The sequence below is a fragment of the Acinetobacter sp. 'aerobic (ED)' genome (assembly GCF_904886855.1).
Classification (GTDB): Bacteria; Pseudomonadota; Gammaproteobacteria; order Pseudomonadales; family Moraxellaceae; genus Acinetobacter; species Acinetobacter courvalinii.
In genome coordinates this window covers 398,147-414,316 of sequence record NZ_CAJHGI010000002.1, presented here as the reverse complement: position 1 = coordinate 414,316, position 16,170 = coordinate 398,147, and the positions used below count along the sequence as shown (strand labels likewise).

Annotated in this window: 14 protein-coding genes; 8 read left to right on the top strand and 6 right to left on the bottom strand. The window is 42.2% G+C overall.

From position 1 onward, the window contains the following. The first annotated feature begins 12 nt into the window (after window positions 1-12). Window positions 13-1,785: an amidohydrolase gene (locus JO943_RS05430; protein ID WP_032871823.1), complete on the top strand. Its 1,773-nt coding sequence runs from the start codon at window positions 13-15 to the stop codon at window positions 1,783-1,785. A gap of 948 nt (window positions 1,786-2,733) precedes the next feature. Here the strand turns inward: JO943_RS05430 and JO943_RS05425 are convergent. Together JO943_RS05425 and JO943_RS05420 are read right to left on the bottom strand one after the other, a co-directional pair. Then, complete coding sequence (locus JO943_RS05425; RefSeq protein ID WP_202740187.1) at window positions 2,734-4,245, bottom strand: hypothetical protein; 1,512 nt, start codon at window positions 4,243-4,245, stop codon at window positions 2,734-2,736. Between the two features lie 351 nt (window positions 4,246-4,596). Next, entirely contained in the window at window positions 4,597-5,124 is a 528-nt protein-coding gene (locus JO943_RS05420) for a GNAT family N-acetyltransferase (RefSeq protein WP_202740281.1), read from the bottom strand. Between the two features lie 168 nt (window positions 5,125-5,292). Here JO943_RS05420 and JO943_RS05415 point away from each other — a divergent pair, with 168 nt between their 5' ends. Next, complete coding sequence (locus tag JO943_RS05415) at window positions 5,293-6,648, top strand: PQQ-dependent sugar dehydrogenase (protein ID WP_202740186.1); 1,356 nt, start codon at window positions 5,293-5,295, stop codon at window positions 6,646-6,648. Window positions 6,649-6,803: 155 nt separating this feature from the next. Continuing rightward, on the top strand, window positions 6,804-7,244 hold the full coding sequence (locus JO943_RS05410; protein ID WP_005229162.1) for a hypothetical protein: 441 nt from the start codon (window positions 6,804-6,806) through the stop codon (window positions 7,242-7,244). Window positions 7,245-7,746: 502 nt separating this feature from the next. Here the strand turns inward: JO943_RS05410 and JO943_RS05405 are convergent. Together JO943_RS05405 and JO943_RS05400 are read right to left on the bottom strand one after the other, a co-directional pair. Further along, on the bottom strand, window positions 7,747-8,106 hold the full coding sequence (locus JO943_RS05405; RefSeq protein WP_005229164.1) for a hypothetical protein: 360 nt from the start codon (window positions 8,104-8,106) through the stop codon (window positions 7,747-7,749). Window positions 8,107-8,354: 248 nt separating this feature from the next. Then, complete coding sequence (locus tag JO943_RS05400; RefSeq protein ID WP_202740185.1) at window positions 8,355-9,059, bottom strand: FMN-dependent NADH-azoreductase; 705 nt, start codon at window positions 9,057-9,059, stop codon at window positions 8,355-8,357. Window positions 9,060-9,182: 123 nt separating this feature from the next. Here JO943_RS05400 and JO943_RS05395 point away from each other — a divergent pair, with 123 nt between their 5' ends. Next, window positions 9,183-10,034, top strand: coding sequence for a LysR family transcriptional regulator (locus tag JO943_RS05395; protein WP_202740184.1), 852 nt, complete (start codon window positions 9,183-9,185; stop codon window positions 10,032-10,034). Between the two features lie 69 nt (window positions 10,035-10,103). Here the strand turns inward: JO943_RS05395 and JO943_RS05390 are convergent, their stop codons facing one another. Beyond that, the gene (locus tag JO943_RS05390) at window positions 10,104-10,496 is read right to left on the bottom strand and encodes a hypothetical protein (RefSeq protein ID WP_032867740.1); all 393 of its coding nucleotides are present in this window, start codon (window positions 10,494-10,496) and stop codon (window positions 10,104-10,106) included. Between the two features lie 401 nt (window positions 10,497-10,897). Here JO943_RS05390 and JO943_RS05385 point away from each other — a divergent pair, with 401 nt between their 5' ends. From JO943_RS05385 to JO943_RS05370, 4 genes are all read left to right on the top strand, one after another. Next, on the top strand, window positions 10,898-12,241 hold the full coding sequence (locus JO943_RS05385; RefSeq protein ID WP_005284157.1) for a spinster family MFS transporter: 1,344 nt from the start codon (window positions 10,898-10,900) through the stop codon (window positions 12,239-12,241). A gap of 86 nt (window positions 12,242-12,327) precedes the next feature. Further along, window positions 12,328-13,338 carry a helix-turn-helix domain-containing protein gene (locus JO943_RS05380; RefSeq protein ID WP_202740183.1) on the top strand — a complete coding sequence of 337 codons (1,011 nt, stop codon included), beginning with the start codon at window positions 12,328-12,330 and terminating at the stop codon, window positions 13,336-13,338. 89 nt (window positions 13,339-13,427) lie between these two features. Further along, the gene (locus JO943_RS05375) at window positions 13,428-14,534 is read left to right on the top strand and encodes an NAD/NADP-dependent octopine/nopaline dehydrogenase family protein (RefSeq protein ID WP_202740182.1); all 1,107 of its coding nucleotides are present in this window, start codon (window positions 13,428-13,430) and stop codon (window positions 14,532-14,534) included. Window position 14,535: 1 nt separating this feature from the next. After that, window positions 14,536-15,525, top strand: a complete 990-nt coding sequence (locus JO943_RS05370) for a 3-hydroxybutyryl-CoA dehydrogenase (protein WP_202740181.1) — start codon at window positions 14,536-14,538, stop codon at window positions 15,523-15,525. Between the two features lie 57 nt (window positions 15,526-15,582). On the opposite strand, the gene JO943_RS05365 is transcribed toward JO943_RS05370, so the two are convergent. Beyond that, window positions 15,583-16,050, bottom strand: a complete 468-nt coding sequence (locus JO943_RS05365; protein ID WP_032873109.1) for a MarR family winged helix-turn-helix transcriptional regulator — start codon at window positions 16,048-16,050, stop codon at window positions 15,583-15,585. Window positions 16,051-16,170 lie beyond the last annotated feature (120 nt).

Here is a 16,170-nt window from a genome sequence, read left to right as displayed (position 1 = left end):
TTGGAGTGAAGTATGAGATTTAAAAAAGGATTTTTAGTATTCAGCCTGGGTTTGCTCTTTATAAATTTGGGATGCAAAGACAATGATAGGGCTGAAAATAGTGGTGCGGAAACTATTTATATGAATGGAAAAATTTATACCGCTAAAGATAAGGATTCTTTTCAGCAAGCTATCGCAATTGCCCATGATGGGACTATTATAAAAGTAGGTAATAATCAAGAAATTAAAAAAATTGCGGATAGCAATACAAAAATTATTGATCTTGAAAATAAAGTTTTGATGCCAGGTTTAATTGATAGCCATATTCATGCTTTAGCTTCCGGCGTGGAAGCCGTATTAGCCACCATGGATCGAGACGATACAAGCATCGATGTTTCCAGAGTAGAAGCAAAACTTAGACAATCGAGTCTGGATGGTACGGGTGTTGCTGGAGATGTGCTTTTTTTAAATGGCTTGTCGTCAGAATATTGGGAATTGTCTGATCAACTCTCCAATGTATTTAATAATAATGAATGGAAAAATCGCCCAATTGCACTAGTCGGTAGCGATCACCATACGGCATGGGCGAATCAAGCGCTCCTCAAAAAAGCAGGTATAGATGCGAATTTTATCCAGCAATTAAGTCCCGAAGATCAGCAAAATATTGCCCATGATGAAAAATTTGAGCCTACTGGATTTGTGATCGATTCTGGCTGGGATATGGTGAGTGATAAAATTCCCTCTGTGTCCCATGAACTGCTTTATAAAGGTTCTAAAGAAGCGATCCAATACTATAATCGTTTAGGCATTACCGCGTGGATGGATATTGCTGCAAATGCCAGTCCCAATAAGGGAATTACCAATATTAAAAATACAGAACAAACACTCGGGATGATTCCGATGTATAAAGAATTATCTCAGAAAGGAGAATTAACTGCGCGAGTTTCTGGGTTGCATGTCATCAACTCGAAAAGTACGCCACAAGTGTTTAACATCATTGAATCAATCAATCGCAAATATCAAAATATAGATAATTTTAATCTCATCGGTGTCAAAGTATTTGCGGACGGCGTATTAGAGTTCCCAGCTCAATCTGCTGCATTATTGGGACGTTATTCTAATAGTCATAAGCAAGGGACTTTGTTATTTGATCCAACTACTTTTAAGTTAGTTGTAGATGAAGCTGACAAGCGGAATATGCTGGTTCATATTCATGCAGTGGGAGATAGGGCTGTACAGGAATCCTTGAATGCAATTGAATATGCGCGGTCAAAGCGTCAGAGCAATGTTCCTCATAGCATTACTCATCTCCAGCTCGTAGATCCGAAAGACTATAAGCGTTTTAAACAAAATAATGTGATTGCTTCTATGCAGTTGGCATGGGCCTATGAAGACAGTTTTAATAAAGAATTGGTAAAACCTTATATTGATGCTGCTTCTTTTAAGGGGATGTATCCTGCACATTCTTTACTGGTTAACGGTGCAACAATTGCAGGTGCAAGCGATGCACCCGTTTCAACAGCTAATCCTTTTATTGCTATGGCGACTGCAATCACAAGAAAAGGAATTGAAGGGGATGTTTTAAACCCGGCCGAAGCGATTGATCGAGATTCTGTATTTAAGGCTTATACGATTAATTCAGCTAAAGCGCTGTATTTAGATAAAAGCATTGGCTCGCTCGAACCAGGCAAAAAAGCCGATATGATTTTAGTTGATCGAGATATTTTTAAAGTTTCACCGGCACAGTTGGCTGAAACAAAAGTGGTGTGGACTATTTTTAATGGGAAAAAAGTCTATCAACAATAACTTGGTTATTTAGGTATGGGATGGGCTGAAGAAAAGCAGTTCACCAAAGCTGATAGCAAACACAAAATAGCTGAATAAGATTTCTGTTCACTGGCTTGATGTGGATTATCTAAACTTTATAGGCTATGCATTGTGTTTTAATTACATTGGAATAACTTAGGCAAAGGACTAAAAATAATAAAAAGATGAATTTGGAGGTAGAAGTAGTCAAAAAACTCACTCGTTAAGAGTGGGTTTTTGATGGTTTAAATAAATATGTTCTAAGGTATTGTCGGCATAGCTTTTTTAACGGCATTCACAATCTTGTCAATGTTAGCTGAATAGACGCTGGGATAATCCGATTTGTCATTGATAATATAATGAATATTGGCCCCTTTATTTTGAGCTACAGAGACTAACCCATCACTGCTTGTTTGGGGACAGTTGGATCTTGTGCAGGTTGAGAAGCTTTAGTCAGAAAATTATGCGCTAAAGATATCAAGTTGTGAATAGATCACAATTTACATAACTATATAGGGAAGCTTTAAGTTTTAACTACAATCTGGCATGAAATGATGAATGGTGGAGATTAGTGTCAATTGTTCATTAATTTACTATGCTAATTTTATTTCAGTTTTAAGGTGGATAGGTTGGGTTGTTGATTTTATCAATGAACTCTATTTAAGCTATAAGGGGTTTAAAATGAGAAGGTTTATTTTGGTTGTAATCATTGCTTTATCTTTCACTGGCTGCTCGAATGCATCAAAAGTAGATCCTGAACTTGATAATATTGCTCATCTCATTTAATTGAAAATCAGCTTTAAATTGAAATTTTATTGTATTCGGTTTTTGAAGTTCATCATAAATATAAAACTCATAAAAAAGAGAGCCTTTATCAGCTCTCTTTTTAAGTTTGGTTATTTACTAAAGCAATAAAATCAAGAAGTTATATTATTCTATTAAAATAAACTAAAACTTCTCTCTCACCCAGCCATAAGCCGCAGCAAAGGGGAGTGCAGTTCTTGCTAAATAAGGGACATGCCACAAACCGCCATGATTGGCATTTTCCATAATCAGCTGTAAAGGATGTTCGAGCTGTGTTTCAGGATTGGTCGCACTCTCTGGATTATTTAAATCATGTACCCAGAGCGCTGCCATAATCGCATTTGTGGTTTCAGGACTAAAGGTTTCGACCTTAAACAGATCTGCACCTGAAAAAGCCGCTTTCAGGATTGGATTCTTCACCACCGAATGGGTGGTGGTAGAGGGCGCAATATTGATCACTGTTTTTTGACCACGCGCGCGGCTACAAATGGCAAACCACTGTTGCAGGCGTTTCGCGAGGGCATAGTTAGGTCCTTGCTCAATCACCATACAATCGGAAATGCCATATTTTTGGCCATTATCCGATTCAATCAGCTGCTCAATATTCGACTTAAAAAAATGACTTAAGGAAATATTATGAATCGATTTGGTTAGTAGCTTTTCAAGCAGTGGACGCTGTTGTATTTTTTGCTGGATCGACTGTACAACCGATGCTGGGATGGCGTAAATATCAGTAGGCGTTAGCATAAACATGATACTGCTATCTACTTTTTGACGGCTGACCTGTTCCATGATGCTGATCATGGCGATTGAAACACGCACATGTTTTTCACCATCCAGATACGCAATCCCAGCCAGATCTAAACTTTGCTCAAATGTAGTTAACCAGTTCGCAATCTCTGGTGTTTGAGTCAGGAGATTTGCACCGAGCTGCTTTTCACCATTTTCCAAGGTCATTTGTGGTGCAATAAGCGTGGCATTGCCTTGTTGAATGGTGCTGGTAATTCTTTGCCAGATTTTTGGATTCGGTAAATCAATCGCGACAATATTGGCACGCCATTTTGCTAACCAGCTTAAAGGCCCGGCTTCTGAGGCGGCACCGAAGAGCACCATGGTACGTGAGGACAAGTCAAACCACTCGGGATGAGCCTGTAACAGGCGTAGGGCTTTGGCATGACTAGGTTCGATAATGTGTTGCTGTTCCCAGCAGTCAATCTGCTTGAGTAAGGCTTGGCCTTGCAGTTTTTGCCCTTTAAAGGGAATAAACCAGGGTTCAATGCTAGGATCGCCTGTTCCTTTGAGCACATAGCTTTCAAAAGGCTGGTCTTTAAAATCGGCCATCGCCTGTTCTAAAGAAGTTTGCTGACCAGCACGATGAAAATTAAAGGACTTTTTCGCTGTATCCAGCCCGTGTTGAGCAATCCGTAGAGGATGTTGAACAGAACGAATACCTGTTTTCACTAGTTCTTCAAAATAAACCGGATATTTCTTTCTCCAGTTCTTTTCGGCTGTTAATTCTGAGGCATAAGGTGAATCAACACTTTTCAGTGCGGCATATAAGATATTCTTTGCGGTGGCTGTTGTGCTGGGCTTGTTTTTGCCAGATTGAATCGGAAATTGTATTCCATCCATATTTGACGATGATTTATTACTCAATGCGCTGCTCCAATCTACTGAATGCTAAAATTCAAAAAAGTAGAGGGACTCTTTGTCTCATCCATATTTATATTTCCAGCATAAGTCGAAATGATGAAATTAAAAATAGCGGAAAATAGGGCAATTCATCACGATTTTGGAACAGCATAAAATGGAGAAAAAAGACCAGATCACACATTAAAAATAGTAATTACAGCGGCTTAGATGCAGGATTTGGCTTAATTCTGTTTGACCCCGATAGGTAAAATGTTACTTTGGATGTGCTACAAACACTTTTAACTGACTGTTTAGAGTAAATCACATATCATATTTTGGCTTAAATTCATGCAGAACATGATTACTTAAGTCCCTTTAAATCTTGCATAGCAAATGAATATCTTCAGGCTCGAGTTGCCATAGCTTCTGATCGGGTTTATCCAATAGTTCTGCGCCATGTTTTAGATAAAAATCAACGGTTCGTTTGCTAGGCGTTGCAGAAATATACAGCTCGTTTCCACCCAGTTCTATTGCAGCGTTTTTTGCTGCCTGCATGAGTTGCGCACCTATGCCTTGGCCTTGCTGATCGGCATCAACATAAAAGTAGTGCAGAAGTCTGGCTGCGGGGTAATCTTGAATGTGTTGATTCGAGATCACGCAAATGCCGACCAGTCTTGCTTGCAGGTTAAAAGCTCCGATGAATGCGGCATGCTCATGGTAGAGCTGTTTTAATTTCGGCGGATCATTTTGTAGATGGTAAGCATCCCAATGTTGTACATCATAAAAGCAGTCCACCAGTTGTAATGTCTGTTGTTTGACATAATTTTGGGTGATCAGTTCTCGCCGATTAATCTGTTGCCAGATCAAGTCAATTTCTGAATATTGAAGCGGTCTTAAAATAATAGTGATAGTGTTTTCCTTGTCATACTATTTATTTATATTTTAACGGCTAAGCTATGCTTTAAACAGTTTATTTACATTAGAGACAATCTGTTAAGCAAATCAGCTATACCTCTCCTATAGATCAACTTATGCTATCTGTAGTCATTAAAATAACAAGGAAAATCTCTGATGTCTTTACGGTTGATCTTCTCCCTGACTGGAACCGGTCTGATTTTGATATTTTCAGGCTGTACGCCATCTTCAAAATATTCAATTGCCGATAGTTTCGGCCCACAGCCCATTTTACCAAAACCTCAAACCAGCCTGATCCCGACGGTTAATATTGCTCCGGCCAAAGGCTGGCCGAAGGGCAAAATGCCCACTACGGTTGAAGGGCTGAAAGTTCAGGCTTTTGCCAGTGGACTGGATCACCCAAGATGGTTGTATGTATTGCCAAATGGTGACGTGCTAGTGGCAGAAACCGATGCGCCGCCTAAACCGGAAGACAGTAAGGGTATTCGTGGCAAAATCATGAAAATGGTGATGAAACGTGCCGGTTCATCATTACCCAGCGCTAACCGCATCCGCTTATTACGGGATACCAATGGTGATGGTATCGCAGATCAGAATATGGTTTTTCTACAGAATTTGAACTCACCCTTTGGCATGGCCTTGGTAGGAAATATGCTTTATGTGGCCAATACCGATGCGCTGATGCGGTATCCCTATCAGGAGGATGCCACTCAAATCACGGCGAAGGGCACCAAGGTGCTGGATTTACCCGCCGGTCAGCTCAATCATCACTGGACGAAAAATGTAATTGCCAATCCACAGGGAAGCAAACTCTATATCACTGTCGGCTCGAATAGTAATGCCGGGGAGAATGGTCTGGATCAGGAACAGGGACGGGCACAGATTCTGGAATATGATATTGCTACTGCCAAAGTAAGGCCTTATGCAACTGGACTGCGTAATCCGAATGGCATGGGTTGGCAACTACAGGGCGGACAACTCTGGACAGTGGTTAATGAACGGGATGAACTCGGTAGTGATCTGGTTCCAGATTATATGACCTCAGTGAAAGAGGGAGCGTTTTATGGCTGGCCATATAGCTATTATGGCCAACATGTCGATAAACGGGTCAAGCCACAAAATCCTGAGCTGGTGAAGCGGGCACTTAAACCTGACTATGCCTTGGGTAATCATACCGCATCTTTGGGTTTGGCATTTTATGCGACCGAACTTATGCCACAGTATCGCGGTGGTGCATTCATTGGGCAGCATGGGTCATGGAATCGAAAACCGCATAGTGGATACAAAGTCGTTTTTGTGCCTTTCCGAAATGGACAGCCTTCGGGTCAACCGCAAGATGTGCTGACTGGTTTCTTAAGTGAGAAAGGCGAAGCTTATGGTCGTCCTGTGGGAGTGGCGATTGATTTTTCTGGTGCACTTTTAGTCGCTGATGATGTCGGCAATACGATCTGGCGAGTCTCGCCTGTTGCGCAAACCACCTATGAAAGCCCAACGCAAAAGTATCGGCAGTAACTTAGATTTATGATTTAAATTTTACTTGGTGCTATCCAAACTGTCGTTATTCATATAAAGTTTATATAAAATACATCTTCATTGTAAAACATTACAAATCTACTAAACTTTTCGTTCCATACTCAGTGGGACATAACAACATCAAGGATAGCGTCATGCCACAGTATTTGCGTATCGCTGATAATATTTACAGGCATTTTGAGGAGGAGAAAAAGTTTCATGCTCCGCTGCAAGATTGCCTAAATTTCATTGTTAAACAGTTACGTGAAGAACTTAAAGATACTGACTTAAAATTATTGTATAACTACATCGATTTTGTGGAAGGTTTTCAGGACAGGCCGACCAAAGACCATATTTGTATTGATGTCAGTTTAGTCCCCAACTATAAGAATAAAGATGAGTTTGTGCTGTGGTTAGCAGGATTTATTGAACGTATCACAGAAGGTGGGGTAAAGAGGCTGCCACCCATCCATGAAGAAATACCGGCAGAGTTTACATTTGAACGTGACCTGAGCATTATTCTGGATCAGTTGAAAACCAGTTCTGCTGAACAGATCAAATCCTATTTTGAAAGTGATGAATTTAAGAATAGTTAAATTTAAAAAGCATAGATTAATCAGATACTGATTATTCTGCTAATTTTTCAAAAGGCTTCTAAGAGGCCTTTTTTTATTGTGTGTTATTTAAGAACTCATTTTTAACTTGCAGATCGCATCCACTACGTTATTTAAAATTTTGCATCTCGTACATGACAGTATGGGTTGAAAATTAGCGCTAACCATAAAAACGGGAATAGATAGACGGTTATGTATAGTTTGTGTGACGCATTATGTATTTATAAAATAAAGCGTGATATAAATAGCGCATTAACGATAAGCTTCTTTGATGAATGTCTATATCGTAATCCCATGTTCTTCCCCAAGAGCTTGGGATTTTTTTTATGTGCAAATTAATCTATGGCAGAATCAGAAAGCACAGTGTGGATCAGGAGGGGAGATATAAAGGAAAAGGATGAGCAACTGTTGTCGAGTTGAATGAAAGCATCTGGAGAACTGGTCTAAACACGGATCCTCCAAATGAGTTCACTGGTATGAAATATTATTTTTTTTGCTTAAAACGGTATTTGCATTTCAGACAGCGATAGTCCTGAAAAATATTTTTGTCGACCATGACACCTGCCTTTTTCCCGAACATATTGCCAATCACGCCCCCTGTGATCCCTGCACTGATCGCGCCAACAAAAGTACCGACCGTACCGCCAACAATCACACCTAAGGGACCAGCCACTGTACCAATTGCTGCACCGATGGATGCACCACCTGCAGCACCACCGACCGTACCTGCTGTCGTTCCTGCGGCTGTCAGTAACACACCACCTGTAGTTTTCAGTAATTTGTCATGATTACGTGTTTCCACTTCGGTAGAACCACATTTCGGGCATAGTATAGGTTTGTCCATAAAACTATCCTGTTTTCTCTATTGATAACGACATTCAGTGTATTGAGCAATTGCCGATAGCACTGGGTCAGGCTCAATTCTAGCTGATCGCTGCAATAAGTATTTATAGTTCATGTAAATACTTTTACCCTTATCCTGACACCCTTGATTTGAATCTTTTAAGTTCACAGTAGAACTGCGGAAGAATAAGGTGAGAGAGGAGTCCTTATTCTTCAGTAAAAATAATAGGCTATGCAACCTAAGCCAGATTAGCTCAGGACTACAGCGTTGGCTTCGATCATTAGCTCTAATTCCTGACCCAGTTCGAGCGCAAGCTGTTCGGCTTTGGCATAAGCATCTGCGACAGACTGACGATGTCGATCATCCGCAAATTCCTGATATTCGGAGGCAATTTCATAAATTTTGTCAACTCCCAAATATTTGCTGACGGTGTGCAGATGGGGCACCAGATGGTTCATCTGCGCTCTGATTCCACCTTGTTCAAAACCAAATTCACCACTTGAGGTGATAATCAGCAAGGTTTTACCAGACAAGGTTGGCTGTAAAGGAAAATCACCCCGTGTAAGATCAAAATCAAAGGTCTTGTTTACCCGGGCAATTTGGTCAAACCAGGCTTTGAGTTGAGCTGGCATGCCATAGTTATACATTGGTGATGAAATAATGATGAGATCAGCAGCGACAATTTCAGCAATCAACTGATCAGAAAGCTTGAGTAAGTCATGTTGTTGCGCCGTTCTATTTTGTTCTGGGGTAAATGCAGCTCCCATCCACTCCTGAGTAATAAAAGGCGGTGGATTGATACCGACATCACGATAAATATATTCACCTATGGCATATCGTGTTTTCCAGGTTTGGATAAAGTGATGGGCAATATTCTTTGAAATGGAATTATGGTTCGGGTTGGGATTATTGGCCGCACGGATACTGGCATCGATATGTAAAATGGTACTCATGTGATCGGACTCTACTGCGTTCAAGATGACACCATTCTGGAATGATACAGAGCGCTAGACAAACGAATAAATTACAGCTATAGATGAGTTTGGTTCATCTATGTATTTCAATGGGAGTGATTCATGCAGGTTTCGCTACAGGCATTAAAAGCATTTGAGTCAGCCGCGCGTTTAGGTAGTTTTAAACTGGCGGCTGAGGAACTTTCACTGACACCGACAGCGATTTCACATCATGTTGCCAAGCTTGAGCATCGGCTAAGCGTTGATTTATTCCATCGCGAAGTCAGAAAAATTGTACTCACCGAAGTCGGTGCAAAATTCGCGAAGCAGATTTCAGCAGGATTTAGAAGTATTGAGGAGGCAGTAGAGCAGATCAGTCTGGCAAGTCATGTGGTGAACGTGGCCACGACTTCATCTTTAGCGGCTTTGCTTTTAATACCAGCCCTGCATGAATTTTCTTTGATTCACCCCGAGATTTCTGTAGAGGTTTCAACAGGGGAGAGCTTGGACAATCAAGTTTATTATTTGTCTGTACGCTTGGGCAATATTGCGTCTGTGCCTGCCTCCGAGATTATACGTTACGAAACATTTAATCTGTTCGGCCGAGCACAGCTTGATCTGCTTACTGCTGGCGATGAACCGATGCTGATTTTCACCACAACCTGGAAAAACAAGGCATTGGCTGCGCCACCTTTGGAGGAATGGTGTGCACTAAATGGCATAACGTCGTCAAATATTATCGTGAAAACTTTTGATCAGGAGCTGTTTGGTATTCAGGAAGCACTGGCTGGCAATGGATTTGTGTTTGCTTCTACCACCTTAATGAGCCGATTGCTGAAACTGAACCAGCTCCAGCAATACCAGACCAAACCCATCCAGTCCGAACTATGTTATTACATCCCAAATAAAGAAAAAGTGAGCAATCGTAACACTCGCGATTTGATGGCGTGGCTGGAACAAAAATTAAATGAATGATTTCGGTTCAACCTCCATATTTGATGATTGCTCATCAATGATTGCGTTTAAACCCGTCACAGTCTGAATTCAAGGCAAGAAGGTTTCTTGTAAATAACTCCACAACATTTTGCCATCAATTTCTTCAATCAATGCACAAGAACGACGGATCAGAATACCTGAATCTTTGGTATGTTTTTCGGTGTAGGTCAGTACGATCGCATCAGGTTTTTGCATCAGGATCTGTTCATCATAGATTTCAATCTGGATATCTGGCATCTTGCCCTGATTGTTGGCAAATAGGCCTTTCACTTGTTCGAAAGAAATACGTTTACCAGCCGCACCGACCATTTCAAAATGATCAGCAAAATAGTCAATCAGTTGGGGAAGGTCTTGTTCTGAGTGTTTGCCGCTAAAAATTTTTTCGATCAAGACGTGCATGCTATGGATGCTTTCGATTGCCTGTTCTTTGTTAAGCGCCATGTTCATTTCCATTGAAAATTAATTATCTCGTGTTATTTTAAAACAAAAATAAATGTAAAATTCAATATCATTTTAAAATAAATTTAGATTTCTTCTTTTGGGGCTGAATCTACATTTAACTTTTTTCTTTAAAGAACAGCTATTTTTTCAGTCGCTTAGCAGCATTTGAACTGGTTTTAAATCCTGATTTTACCTTCAAATGAATAATATTGCGTGCTGAATGGGTAAAAAAGGTATAACTTTATACCTAAAATATTATGGAAAATTCCATGTAAAAATAATAATTATAGGAGGGAGAAATTAACCTTATTGAAGCTGAGCCAGAAAAGGAGATGAATTCTGGTGATTACATACTTCAATAGGCAGACACATGAGAACAATGACATGGACAAGGAAGCAAAATGGATACGCACTCAACCGAGCCAGCACGTGCTCACTCAAATCTATACGCCTGGTATGTGGTATTACTGTGCATGCTGGCCTATATCTTTTCATTTATCGACCGGCAAATACTGGCGCTGATGATTGAGCCGATCAAGGCCGATCTGGGTCTTTCCGATACCCAGTTCAGTCTACTCCATGGTTTGGCCTTTTCATTGTTTTATGCCTTTATGGGCTTGCCGCTGGCCTATCTGGCGGACCGGTTTTCACGTCCAAAAATTATTGCCATCGGGGTGGTGTTCTGGAGTATTGCGACCGCATTTTGTGGTCTGAGCAAGAATTTTATCCAACTATTTTTAAGCCGTATGGGCGTCGGTGTCGGCGAGGCTGCTTTGTCACCCGCAGCTTATTCGATGTTTAGCGATATGTTTAGCAAGGACAAGCTGGGACGCGCTGTCGCCGTGTATTCGATTGGTTCCTTTGTCGGCGGTGGGATCGCTTTTTTGGTCGGTGGCTATGTGATTGGCTTGCTGAAAAATATGGACAGCATCATAGTTCCGGTATTTGGTGCACTCAAGGCTTGGCAAGCAGCATTTATTATTGTGGGGCTGCCTGGGGTATTTATCGGTTTACTGGTGTTGTTGACGGTGAGAGAGCCGCAGCGTAAAGGCCAGCGTTTAAATGCGCAGGGGCAGGTTGAAAAGACCAGCATGAAGGATGCGTTTAAGTTTATCAAAAAGCATGGGCGTACCTTTAAATGCCATTATTTAGGTTTTACCTTTTATGCAATGGCCTTGTATTGCCTGATCAGCTGGTCACCCGCATTTTATATGCGTAAGTTTGGATTAACCCCGACTGAAGCAGGTTATATGCTCGGTAGTGTGCTATTGGTGGCTAATATTCTAGGCGTATTTTGTGCGGGTTGGCTCAATGACTGGTTTATTCAGAAGGGTCGTAAGGATGCCCCGATGATCACCGGTGTGATTGGGATTGTCGGTTTAGTGATTCCGATCATGGTGTTTACGCAAGTGAATGAGTTATGGCTATCGGTGGTGTTTCTAGTACCTGCGATGTTCTTTGCTTCATTCCCGATGCCGATTTCTACCACAGCCATGCAAATGCTGGCGCCAAACCAGTTACGTGCACAAATCTCAGCAGTATTCTTGTTGATCAGTAATCTGGTTGCGGTCGGGATTGGTACCACATTGGTGGCATTGATTACCGATAAAGTGTTTGAAAATCCATTGATGGTCGGCACGTCCTTATCGATTGTCGGGACGATCTCTTGTGTATTGGCCTTTATTTTATTGAAAAAAGGCTGTCAGGCATTTAGCGATAGTATGCAGCAGGAACATGCTTCTTGATCTGACCTGAGTGCAAGTACAAAGCCCATTCTTTTGTAATGGGCTTTGTACTTTGCTCGAGAAATCCATAACAAGGGAGTGAAGTGATGCACGCGACATTTAAACTGGATCATTTGCATTATCTGGATGAGTTTTTATTATTTCAGTCCAGTGATTACCAGACCATTAAAGATCAAATCAGTCATTATCTCTGCCCGCATCGTTTTGATGTTGAGACCCAACAGCCGCTGAACACGCGCCTGAATGGTTTTAGCTTTGGCAATGCGGCGCTGTACGATCTGAAATATAGTGCACCGGTCATCATCTGTATTGATGACAGTTCGAGTTTTTACCTGTTCAGGATCACCCTGGAAGGGCAATGTCAGGTCGGGGGCACAAATCAGCAACTGCTACAATCTGCAGGCATTATGTCGGTGACTCATCCGCATACCCGACAGCAGATTGTGACCAATCAGCATTGCCGCAATATTATTTTAAAATTACCCCAACAGGAGATCGAAACCCAGCTGTTTAAAATGCTGGGCCATACCAGTCAGGCGCCCGTCTGCTTCGATAGTGGTCTGTCCTGTACCGCAGAAGGGATGAGTGCCATTGTGGAAACGCTGAATTATCTTTGTCATGCCTATCATAATATCCATAACTGGAGCTTTATCTCAGCCAGTTTTACTCAATACCTGATCGAGCTGATTTTGCTTAAAATCCCCAATAATTATAGTGAGCAGCTGAATGCACAGCGTCAGCAGCTTGTGCCAGGCTATATCAAAAAAGCGCAGCAGTATATTCAGGACAATCTGCATCAAGCGATTTCGCTAGCGACGCTGAGTCAATATTGTGAGGTGTCGATCCGCAGTCTACAAAAGGGCTTTAGCCAATATCTACAGCAGACACCCGTTGAATATATTCGTGAGCAACGATTGGAACGGATACATTTGGCTTTGCAGCAGGCACAGACAGATGAAACCGTCACCGATATTTTACTGGATCATGGCATTCAGAGTTTTGGACATTTCTCTACCTTGTATAAAAAGCGCTTCGGCTGTCTGCCTTCACACACTTTAAAAATGACTCCTGTACAACTCAGTGAAATACGGTCGTAAATGGAATAATCACTGCGTATTTGGATAAGCCGGTTTAGGCTGACCGTTCTATGCTGAATGACAAATCAATTCAATCAGCAGGAATGCACATGAAAATTACAGTACTCGGTGGTGGACACGGATGTTATGCCGCAGCAGCAGAGATGGCAGAAAAAGGCCACGAGGTGGTGTTATGGCGTCGTGATCGTGAGGCTTTGCAACAGCTGGCAGCAACTGGTGAACTCAAGATTAAAGATTATCAGGGCGACCGTAGTGTGACGGTCGGTTTTGAGCGGAGTCAGATTAATCTGACCGATGATTTACAACACGCCATCCAGCATGCCGAGTTGGTCATTATTCCTTTGCCCGCAACCACACATCTAGATTTAGCGCAGCAAGCCGCACCTTTCTTTCAAGCAGGACAGGTGGTGTATTTACCGCCCGCAACCTTTGGTAGTTTTATTTTTGCCAAAGCCATGCGTGAGGCAGGTAACACTGCTCAAGTGGCTTTTGCCGAAACCGGCACCTTACCGTATCTGGTACGTAAGCACGGCGTCAATCAGATCGTGGTGAGTGGCTATGCAACCCGTTTACCAACGGGGGTATTCCCAAGCAGCTTGTCCGAGCATGCATTTCAAATTTTGAAACAGGCCTATCCAAGTGTTGAGCCGATTGAAGACAGTCTCAGCGGTGCCTTGATGAATGCCGGACCGATTATTCATCCACCGTTGATTTTGATGAACGCGGGGCCACTGGAACATTTCGAGACTTGGGATATCCATAATGAAGGCACGCAGTCTTCGATTCGCCGTGTCACCAATCAGCTCGATGCCGAACGTATGCAGGTTCGGGAAGCATTGGGTTATGCTGCACCGCATTTTCCTTTAGCCGATCATTACAATAAAGACGGTGAGGGAGATGAATGGATGTATGGCCGTGGCGCGCATGGAAAATTGACAGATAGCGGGGACTGGCGTGAGGACATTGACTTACAGACACATCGTTACATGCTGGAAGATACGCGTCTGGGGCTATCCTTTCTGGTTTCAGTGGGACGTTGGGCTGGTGTCGCGACACCTGTAGCGGAAGGGCTACTGAATATTGCGTCTGCGGTCACAGGCAAAGATTTGTATCAGGATGGGCGGACGTTTGAGAATCTGGGACTCGCCGATAAAAGCAAGGCTGAGTTGCAAGCGACTTTGCAGCAAGGAGTTTAGGATGAACCCAATTCAACAGGTTGCCGTACTCGGCGCTGGGCGAATGGGCAAAGCCATTGCAATTGCCTTTGCCTATGCGGGATTAAATGTGGCTTTAATCGATGCTCGACAACGCACCGAGGCTGAGTTTGAGCAATATCAGGCTCACATCCGAACAGACTTAAAACAAGAATTGCAGTTGCTGGAACGTATCCAGTTTATTCAATCTGAACAAAGCCTCTTTATTCTGGATCAGATTCAGATTTTAAGTCGCACCGCTGCAATCTCGGTCTTGGCACACTGTGATCTGGTGATGGAAGCTGTACCCGAGCTCAGGCAAGCCAAACAAGATATTTTTACTTGGCTGGATCAATATATTACACCGACTTGTATTGTTGCATCGACCACGTCAACCTTTCTGGTCACTGATATTGCGCAGATGATTTCTCATCCAGAACGGGTGGTGAATGCGCATTGGCTTAATCCTGCCTATCTGATTCCGCTGGTTGAGTTAAGCCGTTCCGAGCAAACTTCTGACAGGGTCGTTACACAACTGAAAAGCTTTCTACAGCTGATCGGTAAAGTACCTGTGGTGTGTCATGCCAAAGCCGGTTATATCGTGCCACGGATTCAGGCGCTAGCCATGAACGAAGCGGCGCGAATGGTGGAAGAAGGCGTGGCTTCGGCAGAAGATATTGATATCGCGATTCGGACGGGTTTTGGTTTGCGCTTTTCTGTACTGGGTTTATTAGAATTCATTGACTGGGGAGGTGGCGATATTCTGTATTACGCTTCCCAATATCTGGAAAAAGAGCTTGGTGAGCGTTATCGCGCGCCAGAAATTATTGCCGAGAACATGCGACAGCAACGCAATGGTCTACGTGAACAGCAAGGCTTTTATGATTATCAGCAGGTCGATATTGCGGCCTATAAACAACAGGTTTTACATACTTTTGTAGACCGGATTGCCGCAAATCAGCTGAAACCACCGTTTAATATTTTAAATCCGTAGTCGGCCTGGTTTGAACTTTTGCCCATCTCTGTAGCGACATGGGCTTTTGTTGTTGCCTTAACTTGAAGGCATCAGATCAAACAGCTTTTTTAATTGACCGTTGAGCTGGTGCAATTCAGCATCGTCAAACGCATTCAGAATCCCGGAGAGGGTGACCTGACTGATCTGGTTAATTTGTTCAACCATTTCTTTTCCTTTATCGGTCAGTTTCACCATCGAAATCCGTTCATCTGATTCAGATGAAAACACCTGCACAATACCGTCTTCTACCAGTCGGTAAACGGCTTTGGTTGCCGTGGTCAGCTTGAGCGTAGAGAGGTTGGCAATCTCGGTAATACTGGCTTGTTCAAGTGCATTGGTACTTAAAATGATTTTACGACGGGTATTGTCGATTCCTAATTTTTTAATTGATTTTTCAATAAGTTGTGTGTATTTACCATTCACCTGCGAGATCCAGAAAAAAGGATAGCTTTGTAAGCTGCTCGGTTCATTGTTGGGTAGAAATTGTTCTAAATGCGTAAGCATAGCCAAGTCATTACTTTTATAAAAATGGACATTCAGCATTATACAAAAATTAGAAACATTTTCTTGATTCTTCGTATCGAAAAATACTTGACAATTACATTACTTTTTCCGATATTTGTA

Bases quoted from the DNA above. Each gene is read 5' to 3' on its own strand.
- JO943_RS05430 (WP_032871823.1), top strand. From the start codon at position 13: ATGAGATTTAAAAAAGGATTTTTAGTATTCAGCCTGGGTTTGCTCTTT.
- JO943_RS05415 (WP_202740186.1), top strand. From the start codon at position 5,293: ATGTCTTTACGGTTGATCTTCTCCCTGACTGGAACCGGTCTGATTTTG.
- JO943_RS05410 (WP_005229162.1), top strand. From the start codon at position 6,804: ATGCCACAGTATTTGCGTATCGCTGATAATATTTACAGGCATTTTGAG.
- JO943_RS05405 (WP_005229164.1), bottom strand. From the start codon at position 8,106: ATGGACAAACCTATACTATGCCCGAAATGTGGTTCTACCGAAGTGGAA.
- JO943_RS05400 (WP_202740185.1), bottom strand. From the start codon at position 9,059: ATGAGTACCATTTTACATATCGATGCCAGTATCCGTGCGGCCAATAAT.
- JO943_RS05395 (WP_202740184.1), top strand. From the start codon at position 9,183: ATGCAGGTTTCGCTACAGGCATTAAAAGCATTTGAGTCAGCCGCGCGT.
- JO943_RS05390 (WP_032867740.1), bottom strand. From the start codon at position 10,496: ATGGCGCTTAACAAAGAACAGGCAATCGAAAGCATCCATAGCATGCAC.
- JO943_RS05385 (WP_005284157.1), top strand. From the start codon at position 10,898: ATGGATACGCACTCAACCGAGCCAGCACGTGCTCACTCAAATCTATAC.
- JO943_RS05380 (WP_202740183.1), top strand. From the start codon at position 12,328: ATGCACGCGACATTTAAACTGGATCATTTGCATTATCTGGATGAGTTT.
- JO943_RS05375 (WP_202740182.1), top strand. From the start codon at position 13,428: ATGAAAATTACAGTACTCGGTGGTGGACACGGATGTTATGCCGCAGCA.
- JO943_RS05370 (WP_202740181.1), top strand. From the start codon at position 14,536: ATGAACCCAATTCAACAGGTTGCCGTACTCGGCGCTGGGCGAATGGGC.
- JO943_RS05365 (WP_032873109.1), bottom strand. From the start codon at position 16,050: ATGCTTACGCATTTAGAACAATTTCTACCCAACAATGAACCGAGCAGC.